The following is a 15,061-nucleotide window of genomic DNA, read 5'->3' on the forward strand; positions in this document are numbered from 1 at the left end:
GTAGCGTTCGGTTATGGTGCTGGCGGCGGCGATCCAAACCGAAGCAGTCATGGGAGATGTGGACGCGAACCTGGACAGATGCTCCGCGCTCGCTGATATGGCCGGGCAATCCGGGGCGCGGATCATCGCGTTGCCCGAGTTCTTCACCAGCGGGATCGCCTTCGACCCGTCCTTGAAAGATGCCACTCTGCCCTTCTCGGGAGCCGCCACCGAACTGCTGTGCTCGCTGGCTCGTCGCTACAACGCGCTCGTCGGCGGCTCGTTCCTGTGCCGAGACGAGGACGGGCACGTCCGCAATGCCTACGTCGCTGCAGACGCAACCGGGGTGGTCGGACGTCACGACAAGGACCTGCCGACCATGTGGGAGAACTCCTTCTACATCGGCGGTCAGGACGACGGGGTGTTCCGCGCGGGGACGTATGCGGTCGGGGCGGCAGTGTGTTGGGAGTTGATGCGCACCCGCACGGCACAACGCATGCGTTCACGCGTCGACCTGGTGATGACAGGCTCCGGCTGGTGGTCAATACCGCCGTGGCACCCACGCGCGACCTTTGAAGGGATGGAACGTCGCAACCGCGAGACGGCCCGGGCCGCAGCGGGAACTTTCGCGAAATATGTTGGAGCTCCAGTGATTCACGCCGCGCACGTTGGCGACTTCCGCTGCGCCATGCCCTGGCTCCCTCTCGAATACCGGGGCCATTTCGAGGGATCCACCCTTATCACCGATAGCGCCGGGCACATCATCGCCGAACGACGTCCCGAGCAGGGCCAGGGCATCCTTCTCGGCGATATCGACCCGGGGCGTCAGATACCCACGGCCGAGATTCCCCATCGCTTCTGGCTGCATCCCCGTGGCGTACTGCCCACCGCGGCATGGCATTACCAACGATGGCATGGCCGACGGTGGTATCGCAGAAACATGGTGGGCGCATGAACCTCGTGGTGCGCATAGGACTGGCCGAGCTGGCGTTCGGCGCGATGATGGGGTGGACGGTGGCCGCGAACTTCCTTGCCCCGCAACTACTCAGACGCATCGGCGTGACGAACGGGCGCAGGTTTCTGCAGGCCCACCTGGACTACATCATGATGGGTGTACTCCTGATCGCGGTGGGCCTGGCCGTACCGGGTATACCCGGCTGGCTGGCCGCGGTCGTGGTCTTTGGCGCGCTATTGAATCCAACCCTGTTTCTCCCCATGGCGTTCAAGGAGAACATCACATCCTCTGCCAGCTTCAAGGCCGCCACGTTCACCTCATTCGTGGCGATGAGCGGCGGACTGGTCCTGGTTGCGGCGTTCTGATGCGTAAGAGCGTGCACACCAAGTACATCGGCCATGTCGACGATCGTGGATGCCCGCGCATCGTCAGTCGCCACACGCTCAGCAATGTGGCGTTCAGGTTGTGGAGCGGATCACCAGCTGTGGGATGAGCACCGTCCTGGTGGGGGATTGCCCAGGGTTGCTCATCAAGGATTGCAGAAGTCCGGCGCCGATCCGCCCGGCTTCTTCGAAGGACAGCCGGATCGTTGTCATGCCCAGGCTTTCGGCCAGGATTCCGTCGTCGAACCCCACGACCGCCAGCTGCTCGGGCACTACTACTCCCATCGCCCGGGCTCCGGCCAGAACACCGGCCGCGAGTGCATCGTGATGAGCCACGATGGCAGAAGGGCGTTGCCCACCAGCAAGAAGGCTGGTGGCGGCTTCCGTTGCCAGTGTGATGTCGTTGGCCGCGAGCACGATCTCGTCGAGCTGGTATCCATTGGCGGCGCCGCCCGCCTCATTGAATGCACGACGCATACCGTCGCCGCGCAACATCACTGACGACACATAGGCTTTCGAGCGCTGCGGTTCACACAGATACACGATGCGGCGGTGCCCGCGGTCTATGAGGTGGCTCGCCGCAAGGTAACCCGCGTGCTCGTCATCGAACCCGACATGAGAGAAGTTGGGATGGGGTGCATCGACGAGCACCACCGGCGGCCCCCAACGAGTCAGCCGGTCGGCTCCCTCTGCCGACAGCGGCAGCCCCATGACGATGGCCCCGTCGACATCACCGCGAATGGGCAACGTATCTAGGCGTGGCGATGGAGCCTCGGCCGCCGACGGCGCATCGCAGACGAGCACGTCCACGTCATGCGGGCTGAGTGCGTCAAGCACTCCCACCAGCTGAAGCCGGAAGGAGTCGTAGCTCGTAAAGGGCGCGATCACCGCGATGCGTCCGGTGCGTTCCTTTCCGCGTTCCGACGGGGTAGAGCCGGGACGGTAGCCGAGTTCGCCCGCTGCCTCGACAACCCGCTCCCTCGTCCTCTCACTGACGCGGTTCGGATGGTTGATGGCCAGTGACACCGTCGAAATGCTCACCCCTGCGCGCTCGGCGACATGGTAGATCGTCACTCCCCCAGAGCTCGTCACGACCATCAGCCTAGCCGCCCCCGCGACCACGTATAAAGTGGTTCATCGAAGCACTTCGACACGCGACGGTCAGCTACTTAAGTTCTTGCGGTCGGCCCTGTCCAAGGCCACATCTGCGGCCCAACCCAGAACACACAATGAGGAGACACCTACGGTGAAGCCATGGCAGGCCGAATCAGCCACCTTGACCAGAACCAGATCTGCACTGCGGCTTCGCAAGACGATTACCGTAGCCACCGCCTGCCTGACCATTACTGGCTGCGTTTCGCTGACAGAAAGCGAGAATCGGGCCGCTACGCAGTCCACTCAGCCGACCGCCAGTGCCCTACTGCCGCAGCCGCCACACCAACTCTACGGAGACCTCTTCGTCGCGGTGCAGAGCTCACAGCTATACCCCGATCAGAAGACCTTCGTCGATTCCGTTCTAGATACCGACCCGGCCACAATCGTTCAGCTATACCAGCGACAGAAAACAGAACCGGGCTTCTCCCTGAAGGCCTTCACCGAACAGCACTTCACACCACCTGCCGATGAGGGCGTCACACCACCACCAAACCAGACGCTGCGTGAGCACATCGACTGGCTATGGCCCAGGCTCACAAAAACCAGCGTCTCTGTGCCACCGAACAGTTCGTTGATCCCGCTACCCAAACCGTATGTGGTGCCGGGCGGGCGGTTCCAGGAAGGCTACTACTGGGACACCTATTCCACGATGCTTGGTTTGCAGGTGTCAGGGCGCGAGGACCTCGTCGACGACATGCTCGACAACTTCGCACACTTGATCAACACGGTAGGCCATGTGCCGAACGGCAATCGCACGTATTACGCGAGCCGCTCGCAACCGCCCTTCTTCGCGAACATGGTCGCCCTCGCCGCGCAGGCCGAAGGCGACGACGTCTACCGAAAGTATCTGCCAGCGCGGCGCAAGGAGTACGAGTACTGGATGCAAGGCGAGCACGAAACTCCGCCAGGCACCGCGGCACACCATGTGGTCACCATGCCCGACGGCGCGGTCCTGAACCGCTACTGGGACGCGAGCGACACCAGGCGCGACGAGTCGTATCTTGAGGACACCGTGACCGCGGACGAAGCGCCTAGCCGTCCCGCACACGAAGTCTGGCGCGACTTGCGGGCAGGCGCAGAAAGCGGCTGGGACTACAGCTCTCGTTGGCTTGGTGACGGCCGGACACTCAAGACCATCCGGACTACCGCAATCGTGCCGGTAGACCTGAACAGCCTGATGTTCCAACTCGAGACGACAATCGCGAAAGGTTGCACCATCACACGCGATGCCCCGTGCACCGCCGACTTCTCCACCCGCGCTCAGCAGCGCGCGACAGCGATCAACCGTTACTTGTGGAATGACCACGGCTACTACGGCGATTACGACTGGCAGCTACGCGAGCCACGTGACGCGATCACCGCGGCCGCCCTGTACCCCTTGTTCGCAGGCGTTGCGTCGCCTGAACGCGCCACGATGACGGCCAGTGCAACACGCAAATCGTTGCTACAACCCGGCGGTCTCGTAACGACAACCGAGACGACCGGCCAACAGTGGGACGCACCCAACGGCTGGGCGCCGCTTCAATGGATCGCGGTCGATGGCTTGCGGCGATACGGAGAGCCCGCACTTGCGAAGGAAATCGGAACCCGTTTTCTCACCACTGTGAAACACGTCTATTCGACCGAAGGCAAACTGGTCGAGAAGTACGTGGTCTCAGCCGGTAATACCGGTGGTGGAGGCGGCGGGGAGTACCCCCTGCAAGATGGCTTCGGCTGGACCAATGGCGTCACGCTAAAGCTGCTTGATTTGTACGGCGCGTGAGGTCGCCGTTGGTCCGGTGTGACGTGAACTGAGCCGCGAAAGTCGTCATTGCGTCACCCGCCTTCGGTAACCGGTCCCGCGCGAGCCGCGGCCCGGGCCTGGCCCACACCGAACCGGCCCAACACCACCGGGATATCCACGCTGACAACAATATCGAGATCATCGACAACGCAGCGGGTGACGGCGGCGCCCATCCTCCGGGCGACCACGGTCGCCTCCGCACAGGCGGGAGCGGTACCGTAGAGCGCCCGTTGCGCCCCGGCCAGCGCGGACAGATCGGCGGCGGCCTGAGCCCGATGCCGTGCCACCACGGCCTCGCCCACCGCGGCGCCCCCAGCCGTCAACGCCAACAGCACCGCCATCATCGCCACCGCGACAATGGTCGCCGAGCCGTTGTCAGCCCTCGGGTTCCATCGCCGAAACCGACTCGGCGGCAATCGTGATGGCAGGCAGCAATCGGCTCGTCGCGGCGACCCGTGCCACCGCATAGTCGCCGTCACGCCGCACCTCGAGCACCGCACCGCGCGGAGCAATCCGGTGTGCGACCGTTCTCGCATCGGCGTCATCTCCGCGTGCCACCAATCGCGCCGCCTCCCGCGCGGCGTCCACACAGCGCACCTGCATCGATACCGCATGGATTCCCGCGGAACAGAGCACGAGTACCGCTACCAACGCCGCTATGCCGAAGGCGGACTCGACGGTGGCGGCTCCGGTGTCGTCGCCTAGACGCTGGTGTTGAGTGCGCGCGCGATGATGTTGGTGAGAGCACTGACGATCGAATCCCCGGTGACCACCGTGTAGAGAATCGCCCCGAAGGCCGCTGCCGCGATTGTGCCGATCGCATACTCCACGGTGGACATGCCATCCTCGGACTCGACGACCACCATCATCCGCAGACGTAACTTCGTCAATATGTTGTGTATCAATGGATTCCCTCCCTCTTGATCCCGCGGCCCTTCCGCGGATCACAGCACACCGCTGCTGAACACATCCCTCGCCAAACCCATGACGACAGGCACGATGCCCAGGCAGACGAATGACGGCAGAAAACACAAGCCCAGCGGCGCACCGATGAGCACGCCGGCGCGTTCGGCGGTAGCCACGGCCGAGTCGACCGCATCCCTACGACACTGAACGGCCAGCGACGCAATGCCCGCCGCCATCACCGCACCGGAGTCGGCCGATCGCCGTGCCAATCTGGCCAGCGCCTGCCGCTGTTCGTATCCCAGATCATTCGCAGATCCCGCGTCAGCCCACGCCGCCGACGGCGATGCACCCAGGGCGAGCATCTCCCCCGCACGGTTGAGGACACGGCCTAATTCTGATGGCGCGCAGGAGGACACCACCAACGCCGCAGTCGCCACTGGCATCCCCGATCGAAGGCACACGCTCAGCATGTCAAGGCTGAACGCCATTCCTAACAAACCCTTTTCGGTGGTGTCACGATCCGCCGCGACAAGTGCATCACCACACGACAGCCTTGTACGGGCCCGCAGCGCCCCCGGCAGGCTCAAGATTGCCGAGGCCAGCAGCAGCAGAGCCGTAATCACCGCAATGCCTTCGCAGTGATTGCGTCGGACCACAGCAGACCGACAGATGCCAGCGCCACCCCGACAACGAGTAGCACGCCACCCATTCCGCCCGCACAGAGCACGCTCAGCGGCTTGGCTCCGATCATCTGCCCGAGCCCGATTCCTGCTACCGGCAATCCGGTAAGTACCGCTGCCGTCGCACGCGGCCCCGCGAGGCCGGCATTCACCCGTGCCGTAAATCGTTGTCGCTCTTGCAGATCTGTTCTACACACATCAAGCAGGTCCGCGACGGCGAGGCCGTGACGCTGTGCCAGCATCCAGCCACGGCTGATCCGCCCCCACTGCGTTGCCAATGGACCCGACCTGGGCACGGCCGGATCGAGCGTCACCCCCAGGCGCGCGCGGGAGGCGATGGCGGCGAACACCTCCCCGGTCGTTCCGCCAAGCTCTGTTGCGGTGACCTCGAACGCGCGCACAGGATGCGCGCCCACCCTCAGCTCACCGACAATCACCTCGAGACAAGACTCCAAGACGATCAGTTCCTCCGATTGGACTCTCAACCGTCGACGACGGCGCCACCGCACACACAGCGTGCCGCCCGCAATACCCACCGCCATCACCACCGACAACGGCAACAACCACACGGCCACCAGCATCAGACCACCCAGTGGGGCCGCCACCAGTTTTCCATTCCATCGCCGAGGAGATGCTCCACCCCGCCCCACCCTCGAGTGCCTCTGCGGCACAAGGAGAAATGCGGCAGCTAGTAGCAGCAGAGCCTGCGTCATGTCGCACTCCGTGCGATCAACGCCTCGAGCTGCGCCGCACCGGAACAAGGCCTGCCGTCAACATTCCATGCGGGTATCACCCGCGCAATCCCATCCTCGCCCTTGCAGACCACCGCGATCTCGGTCAGCCTCCGGATGTTTCCAAATCTTCTGATATGACAAACACATTGGAAAGTTTATCAGTAACTTACTGATGTAGATTTCCTGAATTCTGCTCTGGCACAATAGAATTTTGTGATCTATACATGTATACTAAGATGATGCGCCGTGATAATTGCACTGAAGAGAAACCGGTGTGTACCTATTGCGAAGTAGGTTCATCTATGGAATCCTTCGGGTATGAACCTAGAAGTGCAGGTGGAGTGCGACACCTTGGTTCGGCAGCATCACGCGGCGCTTTCGCAGGTGCGCAAGGACGTGGCCGACGCGGTGTTGAAGACGGCTGCGTTGTGGGAGTCGGTCTTTTCGGATCCATCAGAGATGCATGGGCAACTGCATTGCACTTCGGTGCGTGGCTTATTGATCAAAGCACGCACGGACCGCGAGGCCGGTGTGGGTCTTCCCGAGGGGGAGAAACCGCCGAAGGGGTCATTGACGACGCGCTGCGGGCAGGGCATGTCGGCGATTTTGGAGGACGGCCGCGGCGGGGAAGGGATACGGGTCCGCAAGGCGCCGTCGAAGGTGGTAGCCGAGCACGATCGGCTGGTCGTGTACCCCTCCAAGGCGCAGAGAGAGGCGGCGCTGAAGGCCCACGAGGCCGAGGCGCAGAGAGAGGCCGAGAAAGATGCGGCCAAGGCCGGAGAAGGCGGCGTGCCCGAACCGGAAGTCATCAATGGGCAATACACCTTTGGTGGCGAGTTCGACCAGCTCGAACGCAAGCCCACCGGCTACGACTGGTTCGTTTTGTGGACGTTGAGTCCGGACAGTCTGCACGTTCTCGAGGTGTTTTTGGCGGCGGTGATCGGAATCGACGACAGCACGAACACGGTTATCGTGGCCTCCACTGCGCTGCCGAAGTTGGTTACCCGGCAAGAAGATACGTCCAATTCCGATTTCGAGGACTTCGGCAAGGACGGCGAAGAGGGTACTGGTCCTGCACCAGCGTGACGGGTTTGTCACACCCGTCGGTTAGCGTCACGGCACTTAGTGTTGAATCGGGATCGCTATGACGAAGATGGTGGAAATTTTCGGTTTGCGGGTCCGTCAGGCCCGCTTGATGAGACGACTGACAGCAAAGTACGTGATGGAGGCGGTGGGCTGGTCTGGTGCGCGTTTGTCGCGGCTTGAACGGGCGGAGACCACCCAGGTCTCCGAGGACGAGCTGGCTGCCTTGATGGATGTGTTACGGGTTCCTGCATTGTTTTTCACTTCCGTGCCGGTGTGCCGGGTGGAGCCAGATCAGTTGTTGTTTCGTGCTCCCAAGTCAACGACGGAGACCGAGAAGAACCGGATGGCGCAGTTCATTGCGCTTTCTGGCGACTTTCTTCTGGAGATGAACGGGCGCCATAAGCTGCCGCCCGTTCAGATCAGCTCGGCCCCTGATCCTGACCCTGTCGCTGCGGCCCTGCATGCGCGCCAGTGCCTGGGTGCTGACCGTGACGCCCCGATCGGTGATCTGACGCATCTGCTTGAGCGCGGCGGTATCCCGGTGGTGATGCGCTATGAGCGGTTCGGCGGCAGCGCACCGGAGGACAATTCACGCGGCCGGCTGGAGAAACATTTGGGCTGCTCGACGTGGGTGGGCGAGTTCCGGGAGCGGCCGCTGATCGTGCTGCGGGAACTCGATTCGTGGGAACGGACCCGCTGGACATTGGCGCACGAGCTGGGGCATTTGATTCTGCACACCAATGTCGCGGAGTTGACCGATGATCACGAAGATCAGGCGTCGCGGTTCGCTTCGGAGTTTCTGGCACCGTTCAGCGCGGTATCGCAGGCAGTCAAGAACGCCCCGTCTCTGCTGAATTTGCTTCCTGTCAAGCAGAAGTGGGGCATTTCGGTGGGTGCGTTGCTTCGGCATTTCCACGATTCCGGTGCCCTCGATACCGAGCGCTACGACATGCTGCGCACGCAGCTGTACACCCGGATCAACGCCGATACCGGGTTCACTTGGGGGCGAACAGAGCCGGGCTGGGACGACCGCAAACCCGAGCGGCCTCGCTTGATGAGCAAGTGGATAGAGTTCGCGTTCGGGGTCAGCTCCCCGGAAGCACTGACCGCGCACCGGGTGATGTGGCCACTGGACATGCTGCAGGAATTCCTGGTCGGCCAGCGCATGGCCGTGCCAGCCTCGAAACCGCCGACACGGCCGACTGCCAGCGGTTCCGGTGGTGTTGCCGATTTCGCCGCCTACCGGCGCCGGCGGGCGTAAGCGGCGGGGCTGGCGGTGGCGCGTGTGCAGCGGGTGCTTGATGCAACCGATGGTTCGCGCTGGTACACGGTGGTGGGTGCCGATCACCTGCCGATCGCGCCGGTAGCCGAGTACATCGGGTTCCTGCGCGATGATCAAGCCTCCCCGCACACGGTCCGCGCCTATGCTGCGGGCCTGGCGGCCTGGTGGACGCTGCTGGAGCACACCGAAACCGGGTGGACACAGATCTCGACGTCGCTGTTCGGCGGGTTCCTGACGTATCTGCGCACCGGGGACCTGCCCGGGACCACCCGGGTCGGGCCCGAGGGCAGCTGGCTGGCCGCGGCCACCGTGCAACAGCGGGCCGCCGCGGTGCTGGCGTTCTACCGCTATCACGCGCACGCCCACAACCTTGATGTGCCGTACCAGAAGCTCTACGGCTCCCTGGGTAAACGGGGCCGCTCTCGTTATGTCCCGATGCTGGCCGGGGTGGGGCGCCGCCGGGCCCGGGACCGGCCGATCTACCGGGTGCGCGGCCAAAACGCCGCCCGCACACCCCTGTTGTTGCCCGCGCAGGTGCAGACGATCCTGGATGCGTGCGCCACCCAAGACAGCGATGGGCTGTGGTCGGGTACGGCCGCCGGGCTACGGGACCGGCTGCTGTTCGCCACCCTGGCCGAGACCGGGATGCGCCTGGGTGAGGCGTTATCGTTGCGGCACCAGGACTTTCACATCGGCGCCGGGGGCACCCCGTGGATCGATGTGGCGGCCCGCCAAGATCATCCGCACGGTGTGCGGGTCAAGGGCCAGCCGCGGCGCATCTACGTCGGCGATGACCTCGAAGCGTTGTATTCGGCGTATGTGTGGCAGCTCGTCGATGCCGGCGCAGACATGGCCGTGCCGAACCTGGACACCCATTTCGTGTTCGTCAACCGCGCCGCCGGCACCCCGTACGCGCCGCTGCGCCCCGAAACCGTGTACGCCAAAGTCCGCTCGATCAACAGGGCCGCCAAAGACCTTCTCCCGGAGGGCTGGACGCCGCACTGGCTGCGCCACACCCACGCCAGCGCGCTGCTGGCCTCCGGTGTGCCTGCCCATGTGGTGATGCGCCGGCTCGGACACCTGGACATCCAAACCACCCTGTCCACCTACGGGTGGGTGACCGAAGACATTGCGATGCGCACCACGGCACAGTGGACGAACTATGCCGCCGGCTGGAAAGGCCTGCACGATGAGCACCATTGACCCGCCCGCCGACACCCCCGGCCACCAGCAGGGGCCGGGTTCGGCATGGGAGCAGCAGTGGGCGAAAGTGCCTGCACCGTGGCAAGAGCCGGTGTACCGAATCGATGCGGCCCCGTTCACCGAGGTGTTCGTGCAGAACCGCTACTACAGCACACCCACACCCGGATGCGACGGTTATGACTTCACCCCGCCCGGGCCGCCGCGCTTCGCCAACGAGCTGGCCTGGTGGGTGTACATGTGCTGGCGCGAAGGGCTGCGCCGGATCGACCCGGCCAAGATCGCCTGGTTCACTGCGGCCCTGCCCGGCGCCGCCGCCGAGTACCGGCGCCGCCACGGCACGGCGCCGGTAAGCCTGCTCGACTTCACTGTCCCCGACATTGTGCGGCACGCGACGGTGCTCTTCGAGCAGCGCCGCCATCGCCTGCCCACCCCCTCCTACCGCCGCAACCTGCAATGGACCGTCGAGCATCTCCATACACTGCTGGCCGTACGCACCGCCGCCGCCCCGTGGTGGAGCTTTGATACCTGGGACCTGCGGATCGACCCCCGGATCCCGCAACGCGAACATGAACCCCATCACGAACGCGTCCTCAAACTCGCCGGTATCGCACCGCCCTGGCTGCGCGAAGGGCTGCGGTTCTGGATGCGCACCGCCATCACCCATCAACTGTTCACCTGGACCACCGCGGTCACCCGCAGCCAAACCCTGGGCCGGCACCTGGGCCGGTTCGCCCTAGACAACAACCACCTCGATGATCCGCTGATTACCACCGACCCCGAACGGCTGCGGGCGGTGTTCCTGGACTTTCTGGCCTACCTGCGCAGCCCCGAGGCCACCACCAAATCGGGCACCCTCAGTGACTATCTGGTCGCCGAGATCCAATACCAGGTGCAAGCGTTCTACACCTTCATGCACGATCACGGCACCGAGGCCGCCGCCGCCACCGGCAACAGCCGCTGGAAAGACATCGGGATCAGCCATACCCGGCTGTGGGCGCCGGCTTACCTGCCCCGCAAAACCCGCCGGGCCCGCGAACTGACCTGGTACAGCACCGCCGATCTGCAACGCATGCTGGCCTACCTGCCAGTGCTCTCCGCCGACACCGAGCAGCGGGTGGTACTCACCCACCCCGACGGGCAGATCTCGGTGATGGCCGGCCTAGGCGATCCGCAAGCCGCCCGGGCCTGGCTGCTGCAGGCCATGACCGGGCGGCGAGCCTCAGAGATCCTCATGCTCGATCACGAACCGCTGCAAGCCATTCCAGGCACCAGCGCATCGGCCGGCCTCGATGCCGGGATCTTCGTGGCGCGGCTGCGCTATCAGCAGACCAAGGTCGACGGCGTGGACCCCACCATCCTCATCGAGCAGCAGATCGTTGATGTCATCCGTGAGCAGCAACGCTGGCTGGCGCGCCGCCACCCAGGCATGGCCCCCAAGTACCTGTTCGTGGGAATGGTGCACCAACACCAAGGCCAACGCGCCCGCCCCTACACCTCATATCTGAACGCGCTGAAAAAACTCGACGCCGTGCACCGACTCGCCGATGCCCAGGGTCACCCGCTGCGGTTCTCCCAAACCCACCGGCTGCGGCACACGCGTGCCACCGAGCTACTCAACGACGGTGTCCCGTTCCATGTCGTGCAGCGCTACCTGGGCCACAAAAGCCCGGAGATGACCGCCCGCTACGCCGCTACCTTGGCAGCCACCTCCGAAGCAGAATTCTTGAAACACAAGAAGATCGGCGCGATGGGCGCCGATATCGCGATCAGCCCCGCCGACATCTACGAGATGACCCAACTCGGCAAGCGCACCGACCGGGTACTGCCCAACGGGGTGTGCCTGCTGCCGCCGCTGAAATCCTGCGACAAAGGCAACGCCTGCCTGTCGTGCGGACACTTCGCCACCGACGCCACCCATCTCGATGATCTGCGCGATCAACTCACCGCCACCGAACACCTACTGGCCGGCCGCCGCCAACAGTTCGCCGACCGCACCGGCCGCGAGCTGACCGACGAGAACGTCTGGGTCAGCGAACGGCTGCGTGAAATCAACTCACTACAGGCCATCATCGCCCGCCTATCCGGCCAAGCAGATGCCCTAGCAGACAGTAGATCTGGCGATACCGCGATCGCAGGCCCGGCCACTGCGGGGCGCCGACCCCAACTACCCATCCTCACCCGCGGCGCCCACGAATCCGCCATCAACCACACCAGCGGACACCGGCACAGCGATGACTGACCACAGCCGCGGCACCGACGGGCTGCGCCGCCACGCCCAACAACGCTCACAAGACGCCCGACGCCGCATCGACACCGCTATCCGCCACTTACGTAAACGCGGCGAGCCGGTAAACGTCAACGCCGTCGCCCGCACCGCGCAGGTCACCCGCAAAACCATCTACGCACACCCCGACCTGCTCGAACGGATCCGCGCCCACACACCACTGCACATCACCGCACCCCCACCCGCACCGCCTGTTGCGCAGAACAGCATCGTGGCCGCGCTACGCCGCCAGCTCACCACCCAACAAACCCAACTCGTCAAGCTCAAGGCAGAACTCAAAGCACGCGAGGACGCGCTGGCCGCGGCCCACGGCGAAATCGCCCGCCTCTCACACGGTCAGCATTAGAGCAGCTCCGCCAGCAGTGGAATCGGGCCACAGCGTTCATGGCGGTGACAAGCCGACTTCACCCGCCGCGGCGCCCCGGTGTCCTCCCGGTAGGTTCTCAACACGGACCCATGCATTTGATGGCCGCGGCCAGCCCCTGCTCGCCGATTGCACCGCAGGTACTTTCACTGCCGAACAAATGCGCCAGCGATGCTCTTTATCGCATCCTGGCTGCGTGCGCCAGTCCAGATTATCGGCAGCAGGCCGGATCGAGCACGGCACACAATGCCGTCAGCGCATCAGGCACGGGTCGGTGAAAAACATTCATGCCGCGCCGATCTGACTCCACCAACCCTGCCTTGCGCAACTGATTCATGTGATGGCTCACGGTCGACTCGCTCAACTCAAGTCGCTCGGCCAGGTCACCGCTAATCATCTCACCGTCCGGGGCACTGAACAGCTGGGACATGATCTTGACCCGCACCGGGTCGGCCAGGGCTTTGAGCCGCAGCGCCACCTCCAACGCCTGGACATCGGACATGGGGCCAGCGGCCACCGGCGCACAACACACCGGGCTAGTGGTGTCCACCACGGGCAGCGCTTTGGGCATACAGAGATTCTCCCCGGTGCATTGACATATGTCAAAGAGGTGGCATACTTGCGACTAGTTCGATGAATATCTCATTAGTTGTGGAGGTGGCGCAATGTCCCGTGTACAGCTTGCCCTCAATGTCGATGACCTTGATGAGGCAATCCAGTTCTATTCCAAGCTCTTTAGTGCCGAGCCAGCCAAACGCAAACCGGGCTATGCGAACTTCGCGATCAATGAGCCGCCGCTGAAGTTGGTGCTGCTGGAGAACCCCGGCCACGGCGGCACCATCAACCACCTCGGCGTACAGGTGGACTCCAGCGAGCAGGTGCATTCCGAGATCGCTCGCCTGACCGACGCCGGGATGTTCACCGAAGAGGAGATCGGCACCACGTGCTGTTTCGCCACCCAGGACAAGGTGTGGGTCACCGCACCCGATGCCGAGAAGTGGGAGATCTACACGGTTCTAGCCGACTCGGAGACCTTCGGGACCACCCCGGAACTGCTGGGGCAAGGTGAGGCCTGCGCCTGCGATCACGCCGAGCCAGACGACACCGATGATTCGGCTCACGGCGCCCAACCTGCCGAGGCCACGGCCTCGTGCTGCGCGACTCGATGAGCCAGGCAAGCACCCCGACCGCCCCGGCTGCGGCCGGGAAACTCTCCACGCTCGACCGGTTCTTGCCGGTGTGGATCGGTATCGCGATGGCCGTCGGGCTGCTGCTGGGCCGGGGCGTCTCTGGCCTGAACACCGCCTTGGAAAAGGTTCAGGTCGACGGGATTTCGCTGCCGATCGCGATCGGGCTGCTGATCATGATGTATCCGGTGCTGGCCAAGGTCCGCTATGACCGCCTGGACACCGTCACCGGAGACCGCAAGCTACTGCTCGGTTCCCTCGTCTTGAATTGGGTGCTGGGTCCGGCATTGATGTTCGCGTTGGCGTGGCTGCTGCTGCCTGATCTGCCCGAGTACCGCACCGGCCTGATCATCGTCGGCCTGGCCCGCTGCATCGCGATGGTCATCATCTGGAATGACCTGGCATGCGGGGACCGGGAAGCCGCCGCCGTTCTCGTCGCACTTAACTCGGTGTTCCAGGTCGTGATGTTCGCGGTCCTGGGCTGGTTCTACCTCTCGGTACTGCCCGGCTGGCTGCACCTGCCCCAAACCGAGATCAGTACCTCCCCGTGGCAGATCGCCAAATCGGTGCTCATCTTCCTGGGCATCCCGCTGCTGGCCGGATACCTTTCGCGGCGCATCGGGGAACACACCAAGGGCCGCCACTGGTATGAGTCGAAGTTCCTGCCGGTGATCGGGCCGTGGGCGCTCTACGGGTTGCTGTTCACCATCGTGATTCTCTTTGCCCTGCAAGGCGATCAGATCACCTCCAAACCCTGGGATGTCGCCCGCATCGCGCTGCCGCTGCTGGCGTACTTCGCGATCATGTGGGGCGGCGGCTACCTGCTCGGCGCCGCCATGGGCCTGGGCTATGCCCGCACCACGACACTGGCGTTCACCGCCGCCGGAAACAACTTCGAGCTGGCCATCGCCGTAGCCATCGCCACCTACGGCGCCACCTCCGGCCAAGCCCTCGCCGGCGTAGTGGGACCCCTGATCGAAGTACCCGTTCTGGTGGCCCTGGTCTACGTGTCACTGGCGCTGCGCCACCGATTCCCCCCAGCCCCGCAGCAAGTTTCACCCACCCCTTCCACCACCAGCG

16 protein-coding genes and 1 pseudogene are annotated in these 15,061 nt (G+C 64.1%); 10 read left to right on the forward strand and 7 right to left on the reverse strand.

Annotated elements, in window-relative coordinates; genetic code table 11:
* Nucleotides 1-13: 13 nt before the first annotated feature.
* Both B4394_RS19830 and B4394_RS19835 read left to right on the forward strand, forming a co-directional pair.
* Entirely contained in the window at nt 14-934 is a 921-nt protein-coding gene (locus tag B4394_RS19830) for a carbon-nitrogen hydrolase family protein (protein ID WP_078316041.1), read from the forward strand.
* On the forward strand, nt 931-1,299 hold the full coding sequence (locus B4394_RS19835; RefSeq protein WP_078316042.1) for a hypothetical protein: 369 nt from the start codon (nt 931-933) through the stop codon (nt 1,297-1,299). The genes B4394_RS19830 and B4394_RS19835 overlap by 4 nt, the downstream gene beginning before the upstream one ends.
* A gap of 93 nt (nt 1,300-1,392) precedes the next feature.
* Here the strand turns inward: B4394_RS19835 and B4394_RS19840 are convergent, their stop codons facing one another.
* Entirely contained in the window at nt 1,393-2,409 is a 1,017-nt protein-coding gene (locus B4394_RS19840) for a LacI family DNA-binding transcriptional regulator (RefSeq protein WP_176138344.1), read from the reverse strand.
* 154 nt (nt 2,410-2,563) lie between these two features.
* On the opposite strand from B4394_RS19840, the gene treA reads away from it, so the two are divergent.
* Nucleotides 2,564-4,234 (forward strand): alpha,alpha-trehalase TreA, encoded by a 1,671-nt coding sequence (treA, locus tag B4394_RS19845; protein WP_078316044.1) that lies wholly within the window; start codon nt 2,564-2,566, stop codon nt 4,232-4,234.
* A gap of 53 nt (nt 4,235-4,287) precedes the next feature.
* On the opposite strand, the gene B4394_RS19850 is transcribed toward treA, so the two are convergent.
* From B4394_RS19850 to B4394_RS19865, 5 genes are all read right to left on the reverse strand, one after another.
* Complete coding sequence (locus B4394_RS19850; RefSeq protein WP_286142162.1) at nt 4,288-4,722, reverse strand: Rv3654c family TadE-like protein; 435 nt, start codon at nt 4,720-4,722, stop codon at nt 4,288-4,290.
* Nucleotides 4,631-4,906, reverse strand: a complete 276-nt coding sequence (locus tag B4394_RS25815) for a TadE family type IV pilus minor pilin (protein ID WP_286142125.1) — start codon at nt 4,904-4,906, stop codon at nt 4,631-4,633. Before B4394_RS25815 ends, B4394_RS19850 begins: the two co-directional genes overlap by 92 nt.
* Nucleotides 4,907-4,956: 50 nt before the next feature.
* Entirely contained in the window at nt 4,957-5,124 is a 168-nt protein-coding gene (locus B4394_RS19855) for a DUF4244 domain-containing protein (protein WP_502688392.1), read from the reverse strand.
* Nucleotides 5,125-5,199: 75 nt separating this feature from the next.
* Nucleotides 5,200-5,784, reverse strand: coding sequence for a type II secretion system F family protein (locus tag B4394_RS19860; protein ID WP_078311562.1), 585 nt, complete (start codon nt 5,782-5,784; stop codon nt 5,200-5,202).
* On the reverse strand, nt 5,781-6,554 hold the full coding sequence (locus B4394_RS19865) for a type II secretion system F family protein (protein WP_078311563.1): 774 nt from the start codon (nt 6,552-6,554) through the stop codon (nt 5,781-5,783). Before B4394_RS19865 ends, B4394_RS19860 begins: the two co-directional genes overlap by 4 nt.
* 339 nt (nt 6,555-6,893) lie before the next feature.
* On the opposite strand from B4394_RS19865, the gene B4394_RS19870 reads away from it, so the two are divergent.
* Genes B4394_RS19870 through B4394_RS19890 form a run of 5 tightly spaced genes read left to right on the forward strand, consistent with a single transcriptional unit; the run spans nt 6,894 to nt 12,776 of the window.
* A complete protein-coding gene (locus B4394_RS19870) occupies nt 6,894-7,661 on the forward strand; it encodes a hypothetical protein (protein ID WP_078316045.1) in 768 nt (255 codons plus the stop codon).
* A 58-nt stretch (nt 7,662-7,719) separates the two neighbouring features.
* Entirely contained in the window at nt 7,720-8,922 is a 1,203-nt protein-coding gene (locus B4394_RS19875; RefSeq protein WP_078316046.1) for a helix-turn-helix domain-containing protein, read from the forward strand.
* Nucleotides 8,923-8,937: 15 nt separating this feature from the next.
* Nucleotides 8,938-10,146 carry a tyrosine-type recombinase/integrase gene (locus tag B4394_RS19880; RefSeq protein ID WP_078316047.1) on the forward strand — a complete coding sequence of 403 codons (1,209 nt, stop codon included), beginning with the start codon at nt 8,938-8,940 and terminating at the stop codon, nt 10,144-10,146.
* Nucleotides 10,133-12,385: a tyrosine-type recombinase/integrase gene (locus B4394_RS19885; RefSeq protein WP_078316048.1), complete on the forward strand. Its 2,253-nt coding sequence runs from the start codon at nt 10,133-10,135 to the stop codon at nt 12,383-12,385. Before B4394_RS19880 ends, B4394_RS19885 begins: the two co-directional genes overlap by 14 nt.
* Entirely contained in the window at nt 12,378-12,776 is a 399-nt protein-coding gene (locus tag B4394_RS19890; protein WP_078316049.1) for a DUF6262 family protein, read from the forward strand. Before B4394_RS19885 ends, B4394_RS19890 begins: the two co-directional genes overlap by 8 nt.
* 229 nt (nt 12,777-13,005) lie before the next feature.
* On the opposite strand, the gene B4394_RS19895 is transcribed toward B4394_RS19890, so the two are convergent.
* The gene (locus B4394_RS19895) at nt 13,006-13,365 is read right to left on the reverse strand and encodes an Rv2640c family ArsR-like transcriptional regulator (RefSeq protein WP_078316050.1); all 360 of its coding nucleotides are present in this window, start codon (nt 13,363-13,365) and stop codon (nt 13,006-13,008) included.
* 94 nt (nt 13,366-13,459) lie between these two features.
* On the opposite strand from B4394_RS19895, the gene B4394_RS19900 reads away from it, so the two are divergent.
* Together B4394_RS19900 and arsB are read left to right on the forward strand one after the other, a co-directional pair.
* Nucleotides 13,460-13,963: an ArsI/CadI family heavy metal resistance metalloenzyme gene (locus tag B4394_RS19900; protein ID WP_078316051.1), complete on the forward strand. Its 504-nt coding sequence runs from the start codon at nt 13,460-13,462 to the stop codon at nt 13,961-13,963.
* Nucleotides 13,960-15,012: pseudogene (arsB, locus tag B4394_RS19905) on the forward strand (ACR3 family arsenite efflux transporter); the annotation flags it as partial. The gene B4394_RS19900 and the pseudogene arsB, both read left to right, overlap by 4 nt.
* Nucleotides 15,013-15,061 lie beyond the last annotated feature (49 nt).

The organism is Mycobacterium sp. D16Q16, from assembly GCF_002013745.1.
GTDB lineage: Bacteria > Actinomycetota > Actinomycetes > Mycobacteriales > Mycobacteriaceae > Mycobacterium.